Source organism: Nocardia sp. NPDC003726 (genome assembly GCF_053586955.1).
On the sequence record NZ_JBSFNF010000010.1, the window covers coordinates 89,634 to 109,228 of the forward strand.

At 69.4% G+C, this 19,595-nt stretch carries 21 protein-coding genes; 14 read left to right on the forward strand and 7 right to left on the reverse strand.

Going from position 1 to position 19,595, the window contains the following annotated elements; genetic code table 11:
• Window positions 1-15: 15 nt before the first annotated feature.
• Window positions 16-1,683, reverse strand: coding sequence for an FAD-dependent oxidoreductase (locus tag ACWDMM_RS15780; protein WP_195080746.1), 1,668 nt, complete (start codon window positions 1,681-1,683; stop codon window positions 16-18).
• Between the two features lie 53 nt (window positions 1,684-1,736).
• On the reverse strand, window positions 1,737-1,937 hold the full coding sequence (locus ACWDMM_RS15785) for a hypothetical protein (RefSeq protein WP_195080745.1): 201 nt from the start codon (window positions 1,935-1,937) through the stop codon (window positions 1,737-1,739).
• A 206-nt stretch (window positions 1,938-2,143) separates the two neighbouring features.
• On the opposite strand from ACWDMM_RS15785, the gene ACWDMM_RS15790 reads away from it, so the two are divergent.
• On the forward strand, window positions 2,144-2,599 hold the full coding sequence (locus ACWDMM_RS15790; protein WP_067796929.1) for an SRPBCC family protein: 456 nt from the start codon (window positions 2,144-2,146) through the stop codon (window positions 2,597-2,599).
• Between the two features lie 54 nt (window positions 2,600-2,653).
• Here ACWDMM_RS15790 and ACWDMM_RS15795 read toward each other — a convergent pair whose 3' ends face one another.
• Window positions 2,654-3,682 carry a beta-ketoacyl-ACP synthase III gene (locus ACWDMM_RS15795; RefSeq protein ID WP_039802496.1) on the reverse strand — a complete coding sequence of 343 codons (1,029 nt, stop codon included), beginning with the start codon at window positions 3,680-3,682 and terminating at the stop codon, window positions 2,654-2,656.
• A gap of 221 nt (window positions 3,683-3,903) precedes the next feature.
• Between ACWDMM_RS15795 and ACWDMM_RS15800 the strand changes: the two genes are divergently transcribed.
• The 7 genes from ACWDMM_RS15800 (at window position 3,904) to ACWDMM_RS15830 (ending at window position 9,175) form a co-directional block, all read left to right on the forward strand.
• Complete coding sequence (locus ACWDMM_RS15800) at window positions 3,904-4,176, forward strand: GlsB/YeaQ/YmgE family stress response membrane protein (protein ID WP_195080743.1); 273 nt, start codon at window positions 3,904-3,906, stop codon at window positions 4,174-4,176.
• A gap of 103 nt (window positions 4,177-4,279) precedes the next feature.
• Window positions 4,280-5,008, forward strand: coding sequence for a phosphatidylserine decarboxylase (locus ACWDMM_RS15805; RefSeq protein ID WP_067797014.1), 729 nt, complete (start codon window positions 4,280-4,282; stop codon window positions 5,006-5,008).
• Window positions 5,008-5,937, forward strand: coding sequence for a CDP-alcohol phosphatidyltransferase family protein (locus ACWDMM_RS15810; protein WP_195080741.1), 930 nt, complete (start codon window positions 5,008-5,010; stop codon window positions 5,935-5,937). Before ACWDMM_RS15805 ends, ACWDMM_RS15810 begins: the two co-directional genes overlap by 1 nt.
• A gap of 124 nt (window positions 5,938-6,061) precedes the next feature.
• Window positions 6,062-6,991, forward strand: a complete 930-nt coding sequence (locus tag ACWDMM_RS15815) for an RNA polymerase sigma-70 factor (protein WP_195080740.1) — start codon at window positions 6,062-6,064, stop codon at window positions 6,989-6,991.
• An 81-nt stretch (window positions 6,992-7,072) separates the two neighbouring features.
• Window positions 7,073-8,161, forward strand: coding sequence for an NAD(P)/FAD-dependent oxidoreductase (locus ACWDMM_RS15820; protein ID WP_195080739.1), 1,089 nt, complete (start codon window positions 7,073-7,075; stop codon window positions 8,159-8,161).
• Window positions 8,162-8,216: 55 nt separating this feature from the next.
• Window positions 8,217-8,942, forward strand: coding sequence for a Clp protease N-terminal domain-containing protein (locus ACWDMM_RS15825; RefSeq protein ID WP_195080738.1), 726 nt, complete (start codon window positions 8,217-8,219; stop codon window positions 8,940-8,942).
• 5 nt (window positions 8,943-8,947) lie between these two features.
• Window positions 8,948-9,175, forward strand: coding sequence for a hypothetical protein (locus ACWDMM_RS15830; RefSeq protein ID WP_357207332.1), 228 nt, complete (start codon window positions 8,948-8,950; stop codon window positions 9,173-9,175).
• Here the strand turns inward: ACWDMM_RS15830 and ACWDMM_RS15835 are convergent, their stop codons facing one another.
• Entirely contained in the window at window positions 9,176-9,850 is a 675-nt protein-coding gene (locus ACWDMM_RS15835) for a suppressor of fused domain protein (RefSeq protein WP_449938020.1), read from the reverse strand.
• Window positions 9,851-9,908: 58 nt separating this feature from the next.
• Window positions 9,909-11,996 carry an NAD(+) synthase gene (locus tag ACWDMM_RS15840; RefSeq protein WP_357109242.1) on the reverse strand — a complete coding sequence of 696 codons (2,088 nt, stop codon included), beginning with the start codon at window positions 11,994-11,996 and terminating at the stop codon, window positions 9,909-9,911.
• Between the two features lie 230 nt (window positions 11,997-12,226).
• On the opposite strand from ACWDMM_RS15840, the gene ACWDMM_RS15845 reads away from it, so the two are divergent.
• Both ACWDMM_RS15845 and groL read left to right on the forward strand, forming a co-directional pair.
• Window positions 12,227-12,445, forward strand: a complete 219-nt coding sequence (locus ACWDMM_RS15845) for a hypothetical protein (RefSeq protein ID WP_244891767.1) — start codon at window positions 12,227-12,229, stop codon at window positions 12,443-12,445.
• A gap of 212 nt (window positions 12,446-12,657) precedes the next feature.
• Window positions 12,658-14,283, forward strand: a complete 1,626-nt coding sequence (gene groL, locus ACWDMM_RS15850) for a chaperonin GroEL (RefSeq protein WP_357109246.1) — start codon at window positions 12,658-12,660, stop codon at window positions 14,281-14,283.
• A gap of 76 nt (window positions 14,284-14,359) precedes the next feature.
• On the opposite strand, the gene ACWDMM_RS15855 is transcribed toward groL, so the two are convergent.
• Window positions 14,360-15,358, reverse strand: a complete 999-nt coding sequence (locus ACWDMM_RS15855) for an SMP-30/gluconolactonase/LRE family protein (RefSeq protein ID WP_357207342.1) — start codon at window positions 15,356-15,358, stop codon at window positions 14,360-14,362.
• A 123-nt stretch (window positions 15,359-15,481) separates the two neighbouring features.
• On the opposite strand from ACWDMM_RS15855, the gene ACWDMM_RS15860 reads away from it, so the two are divergent.
• Complete coding sequence (locus tag ACWDMM_RS15860; RefSeq protein ID WP_323124534.1) at window positions 15,482-15,934, forward strand: MarR family winged helix-turn-helix transcriptional regulator; 453 nt, start codon at window positions 15,482-15,484, stop codon at window positions 15,932-15,934.
• Between the two features lie 308 nt (window positions 15,935-16,242).
• On the opposite strand, the gene ACWDMM_RS15865 is transcribed toward ACWDMM_RS15860, so the two are convergent.
• On the reverse strand, window positions 16,243-17,379 hold the full coding sequence (locus ACWDMM_RS15865) for an MFS transporter (RefSeq protein ID WP_357109258.1): 1,137 nt from the start codon (window positions 17,377-17,379) through the stop codon (window positions 16,243-16,245).
• 88 nt (window positions 17,380-17,467) lie between these two features.
• Between ACWDMM_RS15865 and ACWDMM_RS15870 the strand changes: the two genes are divergently transcribed.
• From ACWDMM_RS15870 to ACWDMM_RS15880, 3 genes are all read left to right on the forward strand, one after another.
• A complete protein-coding gene (locus ACWDMM_RS15870) occupies window positions 17,468-17,788 on the forward strand; it encodes an ArsR/SmtB family transcription factor (RefSeq protein WP_323124536.1) in 321 nt (106 codons plus the stop codon).
• A gap of 39 nt (window positions 17,789-17,827) precedes the next feature.
• Window positions 17,828-18,652, forward strand: coding sequence for an HAD-IIA family hydrolase (locus ACWDMM_RS15875; protein ID WP_449938026.1), 825 nt, complete (start codon window positions 17,828-17,830; stop codon window positions 18,650-18,652).
• A 307-nt stretch (window positions 18,653-18,959) separates the two neighbouring features.
• The gene (locus ACWDMM_RS15880) at window positions 18,960-19,592 is read left to right on the forward strand and encodes a TetR/AcrR family transcriptional regulator (RefSeq protein ID WP_324722494.1); all 633 of its coding nucleotides are present in this window, start codon (window positions 18,960-18,962) and stop codon (window positions 19,590-19,592) included.
• Window positions 19,593-19,595: the final 3 nt, after the last annotated feature.

Here is a 19,595-nt window from a genome sequence, read left to right on the forward strand (position 1 = left end):
CTGCGGGCCTCCTGGTTACGCGAGATAGCGGTGCACGAGCATGACGGCCATGGCGCCCTCGCCGACGGCGGAGGCGACGCGCTTGGCCGACTCGGCGTGCACGTCGCCCGCCACGAACACGCCGGGCACGCTGGTCTCGAGATGATGCGGCGGCCGCGACAGCTCCCAGCCCGCCGGACGCGCGCCGTCGACCATCAGGTCGGGACCGGCGAGCACGTAACCGGCGTCGTCGCGGCTGACGACGCCGTCGAGCCAATCGGTCTGCGGCGCGGCCCCGATGAACAGGAACAGCCGCTCCGCGTCGGCCTTCTCCTCGGCGCCGGTGCGGTTGTCGCGCAGCACGATCTGTTGCAGATGATCGTCGCCGTCGGCGGAGATCACCTCCGTGTTGGTGTGCACCTCGATGTTCGCGATCTGCCCGATCTGCTGGATGAGGTAATGCGACATGGACTGTTCCAGCGAATCCGCCCGCACCACCAGATGCACGGTGCGCGCGTTGCGGGACAGGAACACCGCGGCCTGGCCCGCGGAATTCGCGCCGCCGACGATGTAGACGTCGTGGTCGGCGCACTCGGACGCCTCGGTCATGGCCGATCCGTAGTAGACGCCGCGCCCGGTGAAGTCGTCGACGCCGGGCGCCGGGTGACGGCGGTAGTCGACGCCGGTCGCGATGATGACGGTGTGCGCGCACAGCCTGCCGCCGTCGGCGAACCGCACGGTGCGCGCCGAGCCGTTCACCTCCAGCCCCACCACTTCGCGCGTGGTGATCACTTCCGCGCCGAATTTCGCCGCCTGCCGCCGGGCCCGGTCGGCCAGCTGCGCACCCGACAAACCGTCGGGGAAGCCGAGATAGTTCTCGATGCGCGAACTCTGCCCGGCCTGGCCGCCGGTGGCGGTGCGCTCCACGAGCACGGTGCGCAGACCCTCGGACGCGCCGTAGACCGCCGCGCCCAGACCGGCGGGACCGCCGCCGACGACGATCAGGTCGTAGAACTCGCCCGCCGGGTCGACGGTCAGGCCGACGTGCTGGGCCAGTTCGTTGTCGGTTGGCTGCACCAGCGCCTCGCCCGCGGACGTGATCACCACCGGACAGCGCTCGGGGTCGGCGCCCGCCGCCTCCAGCAGGCGCGCGCCCTCGGGCTCGTCGGCCAGGTACCACCGGTAGGGCAGCTGGTTGCGGGCCAGGAATTCCCGCACCTGCGACGACCGCGGCGACCAGCGATTGCCGACCACCTTGGTCTCGGTGACGGGCCGGTGCTCGCTGCCGCGCCAGGCGTCGAGCAGCCCGTCGAGCACGGGATAGAGCTTCTCCTCCGGCGGGTCCCACGGTTTGAGCAGGTAGTGGTCGAGGTCGACGACGTTGATCGCGTCGATCGCGGCGTTGGTGTCGGCGTAGGCGGTCAACAGCACGCGGCGCGCGTACGGGTGCAGGTCCATCGCCTGCTCCAAGAACTCGATGCCGTCCATGCCAGGCATCCGATAGTCGGCGATCAACACGGCGACCGGCTGCCCGCGCAACTTCATCTCACGCAGCGCCTCGAGCGCCTGCGGCCCCGATTCCGCGCGCAGAATCCGGTAATCGGCGCCGTAACGGCGGCGCAGGTCGCGGACGACCGCACGGGAAACGCCCGGGTCGTCGTCGACGCTCAGGATGGCCGGTTTCGTAGCAGCGGGTGAAGTCACCTGACGAGTATGGAGCCTCGCGGCGCGGTCTGTCGTGGGCGTTCGCCCAGGGCTCAGAGCCGATGATGCAAGACGAGATCGAGTTCACGGGGAGTCAGCAGCCGCTCCAGGCGCTCCTCCTGCACGGCCCCGCGAACGCTCTGTGGCGGAAATACCGACGCGCCGTGCGCTTTTCGCCCGTCCTCCGGCTCGATGGCGGGGAGCAGCGGAACCGGGTTCGCCGGTCGACGATGGAGCAGGGAGCGCAGTTTCACGGCCGATCACCTCACGTTGGTACGCCGAAATGTTGGAGGCGGTGTCTGTGCTTCATGTATCTGTTATTGTGCGCCGAGCATTACACCGGGGGGGCGCGAGTGGCGAAAACGTGACGCAACTGTCGGGCGCTTAAAATGTCAGCGACTCGTTCCACCGCGTTCGGACGGACGCCCGTCGGTCCGTCGCTGATATCCCGGAGGCAGCGTTGCCGAAGAATCTCGAAGCCAGTATCGACATCTCCGCGCCCCCGGAGCGCGTGTGGGCGGTGGTCTCCGATCTGAAGCGGATGCCGGAGTTCAGCCCGCAGTGCGTGCGGATGGTGGCGCTCGGCTCGTTAAAAGCGGGCACCTGGACGATCAACTTCAATCGCGAGGGCAAGAAGTTCTGGCCGACCACCGCCCGCATCGTGCGAGTCGAGCCGAACCAGGCGTTCGCCTTCCGGGTCAACGAGAACCGGACGGTGTGGAGCTACACCCTCGAGCCCACCGAGTCCGGCACGCGGCTGATCGAGCGGCGCGACGTGCCCAACGGCACCACCTGGCTCTCTCGCAGGGCGATCGATGCCGCGCTCGGCGGCGAGGCCCCGTTCGAGGAACTGCTGGTGCGCGGCATGAACGAAACGCTGGGCAAGATCAAGACGGCGGTCGAAGCCGGCGCCTGAGCGCGGGTCGCCGCGGCGGGTCCACGAGAGGTCGTGGCCCGGCCGCGGCGAGCGTCACTTCCAGTTCGGCAGGTTCACGACCTGAGCCGCGTAGGACAGGCCCGCGCCGAACGCGATCAGCAGCGCCGTGTCGCCCGGCTTGGACTCGCCCTTGCGCAGCAGCGCCTCCATGGCCAGCGGGATCGAGGCGGCCGAGGTGTTGCCCGCTTCCTCGATGTCGTTGGCGAGCGCGCAGTGCTCAGGCAGCTTCAGCACTCGGGCCATGATCTCGATGATCCGGCCGTTGGCCTGGTGCGGGATCATCGCGTCCAGGTCCTCGGGGGACAGTCCGGCGCGGTCGATGGCGTCGCGGCACACCTTCTCCAGCGAGTGCGCGGCCCACCGGAACACCGCGGTGCCCTCCATCGCCAGGTAGGGCCGCACCGCGTCCAAGCCCTTCTCATCGATCTCGTGGAAGAACTCCATCCAGTCCTTGTCCTGCCGGATGGCGTGGTGCTGGGTGCCGTCGGAGCCCCACACGGTGGGGCCGATGCCCGGCTCGTCGGAGGGGCCGACGATCACCGCGCCCGCGCCGTCGGCGAACAGGAAGGCGGTGGAACGGTCCTTCGGGTTGACCGTGTTCGTCAGTTTCTCCACGCCGATCACCAGCACGTGCGCTGCGGTGCCTGCCCGGACCAGGTCCGACGCCAGCGCGATCGAGTGGCAGAAGCCGGCGCAACCGGCGGAGACGTCGAAGGCGGCCGCGCCGTTCATGCCCAGTTCGGTGGCGATGCGCGGGGCGGCGGCCGGGGTCAGCAACAGGTGGGTGGATGTAGCAACTATCACGCAATCGACTTGGTCGACCGCGATGCCGGAGGATTCCAGCGCGCCGCGCGCGGCGGCGACGCTCATGCTCTGGATCGTCTCCGATTCGTCGGCGAACCGCCGGGTCCTGATTCCCGACCTGGTCCTGATCCACTCGTCACTGGAGTTGATCGGACCGGCCACCTCGTCGTTGGTGACCACGCGAGCAGGGCGGTAAACGCCGAGCCCGAGGATCGCCGTGTGCTCAGCGCCGGTGGTCTGGGCGATTCGAGCAGCCATCTGCGTCTCCTATGTACCTGCGGCGGCGCCGCCGGGGGTGCCCCGAAGCATCGAAATCGGTCCCTCATCAGCCACTGCCCATTGGCGAATAGACATGAGGCTTCCTCATATTAGCTTGAAAGTCGCTCATCTGCCGCGCGTATTCCGACAATCCGTGGGTATCTCGACTCAGCGACGCCACTGCTGCACGAAGGCGTGGCCCAACTGAATGCGAGGACACCATGCTCGGTCTCGGGATTATCGGATGGATCATCATCGGCGGTCTTGCCGGATGGATCGCGAGCAAGATCATGAAGACGGACGCCCAACAGGGCATCCTGCTCAATATCGTCGTCGGCGTGATCGGCGGCCTGCTCGGTGGGTTCCTGTTGAAGCTGCTGGGAGTCGACGTCGAGGGCGGCGGCCTGTGGTTCAGCTTCTTCACCTGCCTGGGTGGCGCGGTGATCCTGCTGTTCCTGGTTCGACTGGTCACGGGCGCCCGAGTCAGGTCCTGACACCGCGTGCCACAGGCTCCTTTCCCGTAAGGTGTGAACGCTTGCGCCCGGCCTATCGTTGAGAGGGCGCAAACCGTCTGCATCGAGCACGAAAGAGGAGCCTGTGGCCCGCCGTCCCACCCCGCCCGGCACGCCTGAACGCACCGGAGTCGGCCACGTCGCCGACCTGGTCCGCAACGCGATCCCTCCGTTGCATCCCGCCGGGCTTCCGTTCGTCGCCGCACCCCTCGCGGTCGCCGTAGTCGGCGGCAAGCGCAAATGGGTGCGGCGCACCGGACTGTTCGCCGCGGCAGCCTGCGCGACCTTCTTCCGTCATCCGCATCGCGTGCCGCCGAATCGTCCTGGTGTCGTGGTCGCCCCCGCCGACGGCGAGATCGCCTTGGTCGACACCGCCGCTCCGCCCGCGGAACTCGGTCTCGGCGACGCGCCGCTGCCTCGGGTCAGCATCTTCCTGTCCGTGCTCGACGTGCACGTGCAGCGCACACCGGTCTCCGGCGTCGTGCGCTCGGTGCTGCACCAGCCCGGTCAGTTCCGCTCCGCCGACCTGCCCGAGGCGAGTTCGGTGAACGAGCGCAACAGCATGGTGCTGGAGACGCCGGAGGGCGACCAGCTCGTGGTGGTGCAGATCGCCGGGCTGCTCGCGCGCCGCATCGTCTGCGACGCCCAGGTCGGCGACGTGCTGACCATCGCGGACACCTACGGCCTGATCCGCTTCGGTTCGCGGGTCGACACCTACTTCCCTCCGGGCACCGAACTGCTCGTGCAGCCCGGCCAGCGCACCATCGGCGGTGAGACCGTGCTCGCCGTGCTCGGCACATCAGCCGACGCGTGATGGAAGCGGCGGTATCCACGCAGCGGCGCAGGCGGCGCAGCGTCCGCCTGCTGCCGAGCATCGTCACCATCCTGGCGCTGTGCGCCGGGCTGTCGGCGGTGAAGTTCGGCCTCGACGGCAAACTCGGTATCGCGCTGGCCATGATCGGCGCGGCGGCGGTGCTGGACACCCTGGACGGCAGGCTGGCCAGGATGCTGGACGCGACCACGAAGATGGGCGCCGAGCTGGACTCGCTGTCGGACGCCATCTCCTTCGGCGTCGCTCCCGCGCTCGTGCTGTACGTGACCCTGCTCAGCAGCAACAGCGTCGGCTGGATCGTCGCGCTGCTGTTCGCGGTCAGCATCGTGCTGCGCCTGGCCCGGTTCAACACCCTGATGGACGACGACACCCGGCCGGACTGGGCGCGTGAGTACTTCGTCGGTGTGCCCGCCCCCGCGGGCGCGCTCATCGCGGTCGTGCCGGTGGCGCTGTACGTGCAGTTCGGCGACGGCTGGTGGGTCGGCTTCTACGAAGTGGCCGCGTGGACGGTGTTCGCGGCCGCGCTGTGCGTCAGCACCATCCCGACGCTGGCCATGAAATCGGTGTCGGTGGCGCCGCAGGCCGCGGCCGGGCTGCTGGTGCTGGTCGCGCTCGCCGCGGCCGCGCTGGTCACGTATCCGATCGTGCTGCTGCTGGTGCTGGTCGCGTTGTATCTGGGCCACATCCCGTTCGCCTGGCATTCCCAGCGCTGGGTGGCCGCGCGGCCGGAAACCTGGACGCACAAACCGGCCGAGCGGCGCGCCCAACGACGCGCGGACCGGCGGCTGCCCGCCATCCGCCGCCCCGCCATCCCGCGCCCGGCGATCCGCGGTTCCGCGCGGCTGCGGCTGCGCCGACCTGGGGCGAAGCAACGCCAGAACGGGAATCGCCCGCCGGGCGCCGAGTTCTAGCGGCGGCGGCGAGCCCCGGCTCGGCTTCCTTGCCCTGTCGCCGGGGCGGCGCACCGGCACTCTCACCCGCTCCGCGCGGAGCGGTACGGTCGTATCCGTCGGCCGGGGTGGAGGAGGGTGTCAGATGGAGCCGTCCGCGTTGCGGGAGTTCGAGGGGCATCGCCCGCGATTGTTCGCGCTCGCCTATCGGATGCTCGGCTCGGCTGGTGAAGCCGAGGACGCGGTGCAGGAGACCTATCTGCGCTGGGACGGCGCCGATCGTCGCGATATCCGTTCCGCCGAGGCGTGGCTGACCACCGCGCTGGTGAATCTCTGCCGCGGCTGGCTGGTTTCGGCGCGTGCCCGGCGGGAGAGCTACGTCGGCCCGTGGCTGCCCGAGCCGGTGCCGACCGCGCGCGGCGAACTCGGCCCGCTGGAGACCGTCGAGGAGCGCGAACAGGTCTCCCTCGCGCTGCTGACCGCGCTGGAGCGGCTGACCCCGATCGAGCGCGCCGTGTTCGTGCTGCGCGAAGCCTTCGGCTACGCGCACCGCGAGATCGCCGACATGCTCGACATCACCGAGACGAACTCGCAGCAGATCTTCCGCCGGGCCGGCCTGCGCGTGCGCGAGGACCGCACCCGCTTCGGCGCCACGCCCGAGCACGCCCGCGAGCTGGTCGAACGATTCCTGAAGGCGGCGCGCGATGGCGACGTGGCGGCGCTGGAGCGGATGCTCGCCGCCGACGTCAGCGCGACGGCCGACGGCGGCGGCAAGGTCACCGCGGCGCGCCGCCCGATCCACGGCGCGAATCAGGTGGCGCGGTACCTCGCGGGCCTGCTGCGCTGGGAGGTGCCGGGCATGCGGCTGGTGGTGGAGGAGATCAACGGCGCGCCCGCCGCGGTCGCACGGGTGGATGGCGCGCCGCTGGTGGTCGTCGGGATGGACGTGGTCGACGGCGTGGTCACCGCGCTGCGGTTGATCGTGAACCCCGACAAGCTGGCCTATCTCGCCGGCGCGAGCGGCGCGGAGGGCGCGGTGGGCACCTTGCCGGACCGCGTCCAGCCTCCGCTGTGACACGCTTCACGGTGCCGATCTGTCAGGAATCGGGGGCCTGTCCGGTCTGAGGGTTGATGGCCGATCGAAAGGAGCCTCGACATGACCGGACAGCATCGGATCGTCGTTCTCGGCGCGGGATACGCGGGACTGGCGGCGGCCCGCAGGCTCGCTCGCACGGCGCGTGACGCGCGGATCACCGTGGTGGACGCGCACGCCTCGTTCGTCGAGCGGGTGCGACTGCATCAGCAGGCGGCCGGGCAGCGGATCGCGGCATGGGATCTGCGGGAAACCCTGGAGAACAAGGGCATCGGCTTCGTGCGCGCCATGGCGACGGAGATCGATACGGGCGCGCGGCGGGTGGTGCTCGACGCGGCGCCCGCGCTCGAGTACGACACCTTGATCTACGCGCTGGGCAGCGTCGCCGATCGGGAGAGCGTGCCCGGCGTCGCCGAACACGCCTACTCGGTCGCCACCCGAGAAGACGTGCGCGGCCTGGCCTTCGCGGGCGGGCCGGTGGCGATCGTCGGCGCCGGGGCGACCGGCATCGAGCTGGCGGCCGAACTGGCCGAATCGCATCCGGACTCCGGGGTGCTGCTGCTCGGGTCGGAGGAGCCGGGCGCGTGGCTGTCGGCGCGGGCGCAGGCGCACATCAGGCGGACGCTGCAGCGTCTCGGGGTCGAAATCCGCTCCGGCGCCAAGGTGATCGAAGTGACGCCCGAGGGGCCGCGCTCGGCCGACGGCACTCTGGTCGAGGCCGCGGCGACGGTGTGGACCACGGGCTTCCGCGTGCCCCACCTCGCCGCCCGCTCCGGGCTGGCGGTGGATCCCGACGGCCGCGTGCTGACCGACGCCACCTTGCGTTCGGTGTCGCACCCGGAGATCTTCGCCGCGGGCGACGCCGCCGTGGTCGCGGGGCCGGGCGGGCGCGAGCTGCGCATGGCCTGTGCCACCGCGCTGCCGACCGGCAAGCACGCTGCGGACGCCGCCGTCGCCAGGATGCGCGGTCGCGAGCCGGGTGAGCTGCGGTTCCGCTATGTGCTCCAATGCATCAGCCTGGGCCGCAACGACGGGGTCGTCCAAGCCGTGCACGCCGACGACGCACCGGCTCGGACGGTGCTGACCGGGCGCACGGCCGCGTGGGTGAAGGAGCGCATCGTGCGCGGCGCGGCCTGGGCGGCGCGCCCCTGAATCGAATCGTCAACCAACGGTTGACGCACCGTTTTCGTCAACCTATGGTTGACGCATGACTTCTCAATTCCGCCTCGACGACCTGATCGAAGGCATCAAGAAGGCCCGGCCCGACAACGTGCTCGAGCAACTGTCCGACGCCGTCGTCGCGGCCAACCACCTCGGCGAAGTGGCCGATCACCTGATCGGCCACTTCGTGGACCAGGCCCGCCGCTCCGGCGCCTCCTGGACCGACATCGGCGCCAGCATGGGCGTCACCAAACAGGCCGCGCAGAAGCGGTTCGTGCCCAAAGTGCCCGAGCCGGACGCGGCGGCCGCCATGGACCCGAACGCGGGCTTCGCCCGTTTCACCCCGCGGGCGCGCGCGGTCGTGATGGCGGCGCAGGAGGCCGCGCGCACCGCAGGCAACCGGGAGATCGCCGTCGGGCACGTGGTGCTGGGGCTGCTCACCGAACCGCAAGGTCTCGCGGTGCAGGAACTGCTCAACCAAGGCGTTTCCGTCGACGTCATCTCCGCCGCCGCCACCGCGTCGCTGCCGCCGAGCGAGGGGGATGTCCCCGCGCTGGTGCCGTTCGGCGCGGAGGCCAAGAAGGTTTTGGAGCTCACCTTCCGCGAGGCGCTTCGGCTGGGACACAACTACATCGGCACCGAGCACATCCTGCTGGCGCTGCTGGAACAGGAGAACGGCGCCGGTCTGCTCAGCGATCTCGGCGTCGACAAGGCCAGTGCCGAAACGCATCTGGGCGAACTGCTCGCGTCCATCACGCCCGAGAAGTCCTGATACCCGTGGGCGACGGGAAGCTCCGTGCGCGGACCGCGCTCGCCATCGCCGCGCCGTTGCTGGTGATCGGCGCGGCCCGGCGAGCGAACGCCGCGCACGGCATCCGCAACGTCGTCAACGGGGTGCGTGGCGCCCACGCCGCGCGGGCGCGCCATCGCCGGGCGCGGCGCGCCTGCATCCGTGGGCCACGCCGGGCCGCTCCGGTCGCACACCGTGCGGCCCGAGCGGCCTGATCACGCTCGTCCGGCCAGTCCTCCGCCCCATCGGGGCCAGCGGGCCTGCGGCTTCGGTTCGGGAACCAACGGCTCGCGGTGGATGTCGGTGACGTACAGGGGTAGTCGCGGTTCCAGCTCGGCCAGCAGTGCCAGGGCGCGTCCGCCCTGCGCCGCGCGGTACTCCCGCATGGTCAACCCGACGATCTGCAAGAACAGCACGCGGCCGTGCGGGCTGTCGATGACGCCGAGTTCCGGGTCGGCCGTGAAGCAGACCGCCTGATTGGTGCAGTCGGCGTGGTCCGCCGCGATCGGTCCGTTCGTCTTGATGGTGTGGCCCGGTTCGAACCACTTGCCGGACTGGAAGACATAGCGAGCGAGGTTCTGCATGAAGTTCGCGGGCCACACGGGCGGTTCGGTGTCCTCGGGCCTGCGCGTCAGGCGGAAAGTGAACTCGAAGCCCCAGCCGGACTCCGCCGGGTTGTCCCACTCCTTCTCGTACAACTCGGTCATCCCGTAGCTGATGTAGTGCCAGTGCGGCACCGGGTCGGTGCGGGAGTAGGCGCTGATCCCGTCGAGAGGGTCGGACCCGCCCAGCGACCACGGATGGTCGGAGGCCCAGTGAAAGGGTTCGATGTCGCCGTACAGCGGCCGCAACGCATCGTCGATGGCATCCCAGCCGGGTTTCTCACTCACGCAGTCACCATAGGCAGGGGTGTGTCCGGCCCTGTCCGGGGCTCTGACGCCGCTACGGTCAGGCGTCCGGCACGTTGCGGGCGAGCTCGTCCAGCCAGGCCGCCGCGGACGCGTCGCTCGGCGCGCGCCAGTCGCCGCGCGGCGAGAGCGAACCGCCGGAGCCGACCTTCGGCGCGTTCGGCAGCGTCGAGCGCTTGAACTGGCTGGTCTGCACGAACCGGCGCAGGAACTCGCCCAGCCAGTGCTTGATCGTGGCGAGGTCGTAGGCGTTGCGCTGGTCGGCGGGGACCAGATCGGGCCAGCGGCCGGTGGCGGGATCGGACCAGGCGTGCCTGGCCAGGTAGGCGATGCGGCTGGGCAGGTAGCCGAAGCGCAACAGGTAATAGAGGTGGAAGTCCTGCAATTCGTACGGGCCGACCGTGGCCTCGGAACTCTGGGCGGGCGCGGAGGAGTCCGCGTTCGGGATCAGTTCGGGCGAGATCTCGGTGCGCAGGATCGACGACAGCGCCTCGTTCGCCTCCGCGCCGAACTGCTCGGTGTCCACCGCCCAGGCGATCAGGTACTTGATCAGCGTCTTCGGCACCGACGCGTTCACGCTGTAGTGCGCCATGTGGTCGCCGACGCCGAACGTGCACCAGCCGAGCGCCAGCTCGCTGAGGTCGCCGGTGCCGACCACCAGCGCGCCGTGCATATTGGCCAGCCGGAACAGATGCGAGGTGCGCTCGCCCGCTTGCACGTTCTCGTAGGTGATGTCGTACACCGGCGCGCCGTCGGCGGCCGGATGGCCGAGGTCGCGCAGCATCTGCGTGGCCGAAGGGGTGATGTCGATCTCCCGGGCCGTGACGCCGAGGGCGGCCATCAAGCGGTGCGCGTCGGTTCTGGTCCTGGTGCTGGTCGCGAAGCCGGGCATGGTGTAGGCGAGCACGTTGGAGCGCGGCAGCCCGAGCCGGTCCATCGTCTTGACCGCCACGATCAGCGCCTGGGTGGAATCCAAGCCGCCGGACACCCCGATCACCACGCGCTGCGTGCCGGTGGCGCGCAATCGGGTGCTCAAGCCCTCCACCTGGATGTGGTGCACCTCGGCGCACCGCTCGTTGCGCAGCGCCGGGTCGGCGGGGACGTAGGGGAAGCGCTGGATCTCGCGCTCCAGCGCGACGGGGTGCTCGGGGACCGGCAGCCGCACGTCGATGTGCCGCATCGCGGCCAGCCGGTCGCGGTGGTCGTGCACGTTGTCGGCGAAGCTGGTGGTGCGCAGCCGGTCCGCGGCGAGGCGGCGCAGATCCAGGTCGGCGGTGACCAGCTGGGGATGATCGCCGAACCGCTCGCCCTCCGCGAGCAGGTCGCCGTTCTCGCAGATCAGCGCCTGCCCGTCCCAGGCGAGGTCGGTGGTCGACTCGCCGGTCCCCGCGGCGGAATACAGGTACGCCGCGAGATAGCGCGCCGAATGCGAGGTGCACAGCGACCGCCGGTAGTCCGCCTTGCCGATCACGATATTGCTCGCGGACAGGTTGATCAGCACGGTGGCACCGGCCAGCGCGGCGAACCCGCTCGGCGGCAGCGGAACCCAGCCGTCCTCGCAGATCTCCAGGTGGAAGACGAAGTCGTGCAGATTGCTCGCGCGAAACAGCAGATCGGATCCGAACGGCGCCCGGTGCCCCGCGACGACGACGTGGTCGTCCACCGCCTCGCGCGCCGCCGCGAACTGGCGCTTCTCGTAGAACTCCCGGTAGTTGGGCAGGTAGCTCTTCGGGGCGACCCCGAGCACGATGCCACGGCAGATCGCGATCGCGCAGTTGAACAACCGGTGGTGGGACCGCACCGGCGCGCCCACGATCAGCACCGTGTCGATGTCGGTGCTCGCCGCGACCAGCCTGGCCAGCGCCGCCTCCACCGCTGCGTCCAGCGCGTCCTGGTGGAACAGGTCGTCGGCGGTGTAGGAGGACAGACCCAGTTCGGGGAACACCGTCAGCACCGCCCCGGCCGCAGCGGCCTGCGTGGCCAGCTCCACGGTCTGCTCCACGTTGTAGGCGGGGTCGGCCACCCGGAGCCGGGGCACCGCGACCGCCACCCGGGCGAAGCCGTGCCGGTAGAGCGAATCGAACGGCAGGTCGTCCACCCGCGTCCCCTTCCGGGATGAGTTGATCATGGTTCACCCGGAATCTACGCCGTCACGGCCGCCTCGGTGCGGTTCCGAGACCATCGAACGCCAGGGAGAGGTGCGATGACCTGCGCTTATGTCGTTCCCGCCGGGCGGTGCGAATCGTCCGGCCGGAGAAGTGAACCGCCGACGGCTAAGCTATAGCAATGGCGGATGACACGGATTCCGACCTAATAGCGGGGGAACGGCGCGCAGATCTACTGCGCGCTCTTCCGTATGTGTCCACCGAGTCCCAGCCGGACGGCGGCACCGTGGTGAACGGCGATCTGCCGCCCGAGGTCGCCCCTCCGTTCATTCGCGCCATCATGCGGGTGGAGGCGGAGCTGCTGCTGCGCGACGCCGAGCTCGTCACCGAGGACGGCGAGCCGCGCACCCAGGAGGAACGCCGCAACGACGCGATCATCGCGCTGCTGTTCCGCTTCGACGACCGCCATTAGGACTCGCGGACCTTGCACTCGACACCCCTGAGTGCTAAAAATGCTTTTGGCACTCTCGACCTGTGAGTGCCAGGTCGGGACGGTGAGACCGGGTTCCGTAGACACCCTCGGTCGTCCGTCGCGGGCACCGAACCTGGCCAGCGTAACTGGGGCGACCCAACCAGCGGTCGTCCTGTGTGTCAGCCATACACATGGAGGATCTCAACAACGCCATGGCCAAGACAATTGCGTATGACGAAGAGGCCCGCCGCGGCCTCGAGCGGGGTCTGAACAGCCTCGCCGACGCGGTCAAGGTGACGCTGGGCCCCAAGGGTCGCAACGTTGTCCTGGAGAAGAAGTGGGGCGCCCCCACGATCACCAACGATGGTGTGTCCATCGCCAAGGAGATCGAGCTGGAGGACCCGTACGAGAAGATCGGCGCCGAGCTGGTCAAGGAAGTCGCCAAGAAGACCGACGACGTCGCGGGCGACGGCACCACCACGGCGACCGTGCTCGCCCAGGCGCTGGTGCGCGAGGGTCTGCGCAACGTCGCGGCCGGCGCGAACCCGCTCGGCCTGAAGCGCGGCATCGAGAAGGCCGTCGAGGCCGTCACCGCCAAGCTGCTCGACACCGCCAAGGAGGTCGAGACCAAGGAGCAGATCGCCGCCACCGCCGGTATCTCGGCGGGCGACGCGTCCATCGGTGAGCTGATCGCCGAGGCCATGGACAAGGTCGGCAAGGAAGGCGTCATCACCGTCGAGGAGAGCAACACCTTCGGTCTCCAGCTGGAGCTCACCGAGGGCATGCGCTTCGACAAGGGCTACATCTCCGGTTACTTCGTCACCGACCCGGAGCGTCAGGAAGCGGTCCTCGAGGACCCGTACATCCTGCTGGTCGGCTCGAAGGTCTCCACCGTCAAGGACCTGCTGCCGCTGCTGGAGAAGGTCATCCAGGCCGGCAAGCCGCTGCTGATCATCGCCGAGGACGTCGAGGGCGAGGCCCTGTCCACCCTGGTGGTCAACAAGATCCGCGGCACCTTCAAGTCGGTCGCCGTGAAGGCCCCCGGCTTCGGTGACCGCCGCAAGGCGCAGCTGGCCGACATCGCCATCCTGACCGGTGGCGAGGTCATCAGCGAAGAGGTCGGCCTCTCGCTGGAGAACGCCGGCATCGAGCTGCTCGGCCAGGCGCGCAAGGTCGTCGTCACCAAGGACGAGACCACCATCGTCGAGGGCGCGGGCGACGCGGAGGCCATCAAGGGCCGGGTCGCGCAGATCCGTACCGAGATCGAGAACTCCGACTCGGACTACGACCGCGAGAAGCTGCAGGAGCGTCTGGCCAAGCTGGCCGGCGGTGTCGCGGTGATCAAGGCGGGCGCGGCCACCGAGGTGGAGCTCAAGGAGCGCAAGCACCGCATCGAGGACGCCGTGCGCAACGCGAAGGCGGCCGTCGAGGAGGGCATCGTCGCCGGTGGTGGCGTGGCCCTGCTGCAGTCGGCTCCGGCGCTGGACGAGCTGAAGCTCACCGGTGACGAGGCCACCGGCGCGAACATCGTGAAGGTCGCGCTGTCGGCTCCGTTGAAGCAGATCGCGTTCAACGCGGGCCTCGAGCCCGGCGTGGTCGCCGAGAAGGTCGCCAACCTGCCCGCGGGTCACGGCCTGAACGCCGACTCGGGCGAGTACGAGGACCTGCTGTCCGCCGGTGTCGCCGACCCGGTCAAGGTCACCCGTTCGGCGCTGCAGAACGCGGCCTCGATCGCGGCTCTGTTCCTGACCACGGAGGCCGTCGTCGCCGACAAGCCGGAGAAGACCGCGGCTCCCGCCGGCGACCCGACCGGTGGCATGGGCGGCATGGACTTCTGAGTCCCGCTACCGCGCAACACATTTGGAACCGGAAGCCGGTCCACCGCGAGGTGGGCCGGCTTCCGGCGTTCCGGCGTCAGATTCCGTCCAGCGTGACGACGGTGAACGGCGTCTTCGGTGTGCCGGGCGCCATCGGACCGCCCTTGTCGAACTGGGAGGAGACGATCAGGGTTCGGTCACCGGCGCGGGCCAGGGTGGTGGGGATGGCGAGATTCTCGTCGGTGCGCTGCTGCGCGAGCGTCGCCGTTGCGCCGTCGTCGGTGAGGGTCCAGCGGCTGATGGTGTTCGTCGTGTTGTGCGCGGCCCACAGGGTGTTGTCGCGCAGTTCCAGTCCGTCGCCCTGACGCAGATCGCCGCCGCGCAAGGCCACTTTGCGGATCGGGTTCTGGTCCGGAGTCAACGCGATGCGGTACAGGTCGCCACGGGGCATGTCGACCGTCAGCAGGTAGCGGCCCGCCGGGTCGGCGACGATGCCGTTGAGGCTGAAGCCGCCCGGTTCGATCGGCGGCAGCACGGAGTGCAGGTCGAACTGCGGGGTCAGTTCGGCGCGGCCGCCTTGTGCTCTGGCGGCGGCCAGTTGATCGGGCGTCACGCGATAGACGACAGCCCGTGTGCTGTCGGTCAGATACGCCGTGCCGTCGGGGGTGATGGCGAGATCGTTCACGAAGCGGGGGTCGCCACCGGGCACGGTGAGGTCCGCGAGCAGGGAACGGGTCGCGATGTCGTAGACCGCGACGCCGGTGGTCGAGTCGGTCACCCACAGCCGTCCGGCGGCATCGACTTTCAAGCCGTTGGCGGTCTTGTGGTTGTTGGCGCCTTCGGGCAGGAACACTTCGGCTCGGTGCGCGTTCGGCGTCGCCCGATAGACGGCGCCGGTGGTGTAGGAGCCGACGTAGCTGTCTCCCGTCCGCGCGTCCACGGCGATGCCTTCGGGGTAGGCCCGGTCGCCCGGCAACTCGTAGGCGGTGTGAACTGCGGCGCTCGGCGCATCGCTCGTGCCGCAGGCGGCGAGCGTGAGACAGGCGGAGCCTGCGGCCAGGCTCGACAGCAGGCGGAGGGACAGGCGGTGGGGCATGGGGTTACCTCTTAGAGTCCGTGCATGAGAATGTGCCCGCATTGAGCAACTGGCACGAATTTAAGTTAGAACTCTAATATCAGTCAAGGGTCAAACAAGAGGACGTGCGGATACCATGCGGTTATGACGTCGATGCCCGCCGCCGAACGGATCGGCTCGTATGTGAAACGTGCCGAGCAGTCCCTCAACACGGCCAAGAACGCCGCGTTGAAGCCGGCGGGCGTCACCGTGCCCCAGTACGCCGCGCTGCTGTTCCTCGCCGAGAACCCCGGTATCTCGGCCGCGGCCCTGGCCCGGCTCTGCGGCGTCACCCCGCCGTCGATGAACACCGTGCTGAGCAATCTGCAGGACCGCGGGCTCATCGAGCGCACCCCGCACCCGTGGCACAAGAACGTCCTGGAGACCACGTTGACCGACAAGGGCGAGGCGGTGATGCGCGACGCGGACGCCCGCGCCGTGCGCGTCGAACGCGCCCTGGCCGAGGAATTCACCGACGCCGAGCGAGCCGCCTTGCAGGACTTGCTGACCCGCTGCGCCGACCGATTGGACTCGATCCGCCCCGGCCCTGCCGCTTAGCCGCCGGAAGCGGGGGCACCGTGTATCGAAGTGCCCCGCCGATCCTGCGACGGGTTCGTCACCGGGACGCGGTCGCGATCAGTGCCGCCATTTCGCCAGTCCGGATCGATGACTTCACTGATTCGCGCCCGTTCTCTCCCGTATCCGTTGCGATGACGAGGCGCAGCCCCGGATGCGCAGCGACGCCGCGTTTGTGAGCGCTGAAGGCGGTGCGCGCCCTCGTAATAGATTCCCGGATTCCGCCGTATGGGCCGGAGCGGGAGAGGCCGCCAGCGGCGGGACCCGATGCCGCGCCGCCGGCGGATGGGTCATGCCGGAGCCGGAGCCGAAGCCTTGGTGGCGGACGGAGCTTTCTGGAGCGCGAGAGCCAGGGCCGGCGTGGCGATGAGCGCCGAGGTCCACGGGAGCCACTGGCTGCCGGAGGAATCCAGCACGGTGCCGCCGATGATCGACCCGATTCCCGCGCCGAGGTAGATGGCCGATCCGTTCAGGCCGAGGGCGACCGTCGGCGCGTCATGGGCGATGCCGAACAGGCGATACTGCTGCGGAACCAGGACCGCAGAACCGAACAATCCGGTCAGGGCGAGCACCACGAACACCGCCCACGCGGCATGGATGGCCACGCCGAGCAGCGCAAGGCCGATCAGCGCGCCCGCCAGGCCCACGGTCAGCGTGCGCTGTGGGCCGTAGCGGTCGACCGCGCGCCCGGCCTGCGCGTTCCCGATCACCTGGCCGACGCCCATGGCCAGCAACAGCCAGGCGAGCATGCTCTGCGGCACCGATGCCGCGACCACGACGGGCAGGTAGACGGTGGTGGTGTAGACGGCGGTGATCTGGATCGTCGTCACGATCAGCACCCGCAGCACCGGCGGCCGGGTCAGCACGCCGATCCGGGCGCGCAGTCCCGTGCTCGGCAGCGTCACCCGCGGCAGCAGCAAGACCAGCAGCGCCGCGACGGCTCCGCCGACCGCGATGCCCCACAGCACGCCACGCCAGCCGATCCAGCGTTCGGCGAAGATGCCGATCGGCACGCCCGCGACGCTGGACAGCGTGATGCCCGCGGTCACGATCGACAGCGCCCGTCCCCGGTGGGCGTCATCGGCGACGACGCCCGCGACGGCGAACGCGTTGGCCTGGAAGGCCGCCGCCCCGATGGCCGCCACGACGCGCGCCGTGGCCATGACCGCGAAACTCTCCCCGGCGGCCTGCCCGATCATGCCGATCACGAAGAGCGCGGCGCCGCCGCCGAGCAGCACGCGGCGATCCCAGGAGCCGGTCGCCGCGGCGATCAGCGGTGCGGCGATGGCGTAGGTCCAGGCGAACATCGTGGTCAGCTGCCCGGCGGTGGACACGGTGACGTGCAGGTCGGCGGCGATCAGCGGAAGCAGCCCGCTGAGTACGAAGCCGTCGGTGCCGAGCACGAAAGTGCCCACGGCGAGCGGCAACAGCGATCGGTATAGATCATTCGATGGTTGTCGAAGCATCATAGGATGAGGGTGCGGTACTCTTCGATTGTTGTCAAACGATCGGAGAATGGAGATGCGCGCGCTGCCACAGCCGAGTACCGCCGACATCGATTTGGTCCGTGTGCTGAGCGCTCTCGCCGACCCGGTGCGGCTGGAACTGGTCCGCGCGCTCGCCGGCGAACGAGAACCGTTGAGCTGCAACGTCCGCGAGTTCGACGTGGAGATCACGGCGGCCACCGCCTCGCACCACTGGAAGGTCCTGCGGGACGCGGGCATCACGACGACCTTCGTCTCCGGCCGCAACCGACTGGTCCAGTTGCGGCGGGAGGATCTGAATCAACGCTTCCCCGGCCTGCTGGACGCGGTCATCAACGGCGCGCGGCGCTGAGCGGGTGCCCCGCCCGCGAGTCGGCCGTACGCTGAAGCCATGCCTGACCGCGGTCGGATCCGAGGCGTGCTCTACGACATCGACGGCGTCCTGGTGACCTCCTGGCGGGAGATCGCCGGCGCCGCCGCGGCGGTGCGCCGGATCCGGGAGAGCGGGCTGCGTAGGGCATTTCTGACCAACACCACCTCGCGAACCTGCGCCGAGATCGCGAAACGCCTGCGGGACACCGATATCGAGGTCGATCCCGCCGAGATCGTCACCGCCGCAAGGCTCACCGCGGAGTTCGTGCGCGAGCGATACCCCGGCGCCGCCGTCTGGGTGCTCAACCACGGCGACATCGAGGCCGACCTCGCCGGTCTCCGGCTCGACGAGCGACGTCCGGACGTGGTCGTGCTCGGCGGCGCGGGAGCGGAATTCACGCACGCGGCGCTGAGCCGGGTGGTGGAACTGATGCTGGACGGCGTGCCGGTCGTCGCCATGCACAGCGGTTCGACCTGGGCGACCGCGGACGGGTTGCGTATCGACACCGGTGCGTACCTGCCCGGTTTGGAGGCGGCGGGCAACGCCCGCATCGAGGTGGTCGGCAAGCCCGCGGCGCCTGGTTTCCGGACCGCGGCGGCGCTGATGCGGCTCGACCCGGCGCAGGTCGTGATGATCGGTGACGATCTGTACTCGGATGTGCTTGCGGCACAGGACGCCGGGCTGACCGGCGTCTTGGTGCGCACCGGAAAATTCCGGCCCGAAGTGCTCGCGTCGGCGGACCGCGCGCCCGATCACGTCATCGATTCCGTGGCCGATCTACCGGAATTGCTGGCCGGTTCGGCGGGAGCGGGCGAATCCGCCGTAACCGACGAATCGGAATGAAACAAAAAATTCTACAGATTCCCTCTAAAATTGCCCGCAACCGCGCCGCTGCTAGGTATGGTCTGTTCCGGCAAATAGCCAGTGACAAGAAATCTCCTACGGCCAGATCGGAGTTGCCGAATGCTCGATCCGTGGATAGGCGTGCTTGCGCACAAGCTACTATGGTCGCCGGGTTTCGGCCCGGCGACCATTTGATGAGGTAGCAACTGCTCAGCCAACTTTCGGCTAACTCGAGGTCGGCCGAGGGTTGTAACGAAGGGCCCGATCCGTGACGATGAGTTCGGGCCCTTCTGTATTGTCTGGCCCAATGTCACAGGATGCGAATACGGGTCGAATGTATGCCGGGCAACCCGTGGAGGACCGGCAACGTCAGCGGCGTGCGCGTTTTCTGGAGTCAGGCCTGACGGTCTTCGCGCGGGACGGCTACGCCAACAGTTCGGTCGGCGCCATCTGCAAGGACGCCGGACTCTCCTCGCGGCAGTTCTACGAGGAGTTCACCGGTCGCGAGTCCCTGCTCCTAGAGCTGTACGAGCAGATCGACCGGGAGTCGCGGGACGCCGTGAAGAAGGCGTTGGACGCCAAGTCCGGTGCGAAATCGCTGGACGTCATCGACGCCGCCGTTCGCGCCTACGTCGAATCCATCGGTTCCGATCCGCGCAAGGCGCGCGTCGCCCTGGTGGAGGTGGTCGGCGCGGGCCCGAAGGTGGAGAAGTTCCGTCTCGCGGTGCGCCGGGAGTGGGGTTCGCTGCTGGCTGGCGCCGCCGAAGACGCCGCCCTGCACGGCGAGATACCCGCGGGCGACTACGAGATGCGGATGCTCGCCATCATCGGCGGCGTCAACTACGTGGTCGACTCCTGGAGCGGCGCGGACCCGCGCCCGCCGCTCGACGACGTGATCCGGGTGCTCAGCAGGGTGATCATCGGCGCGGTCCGCGCGTAGCGT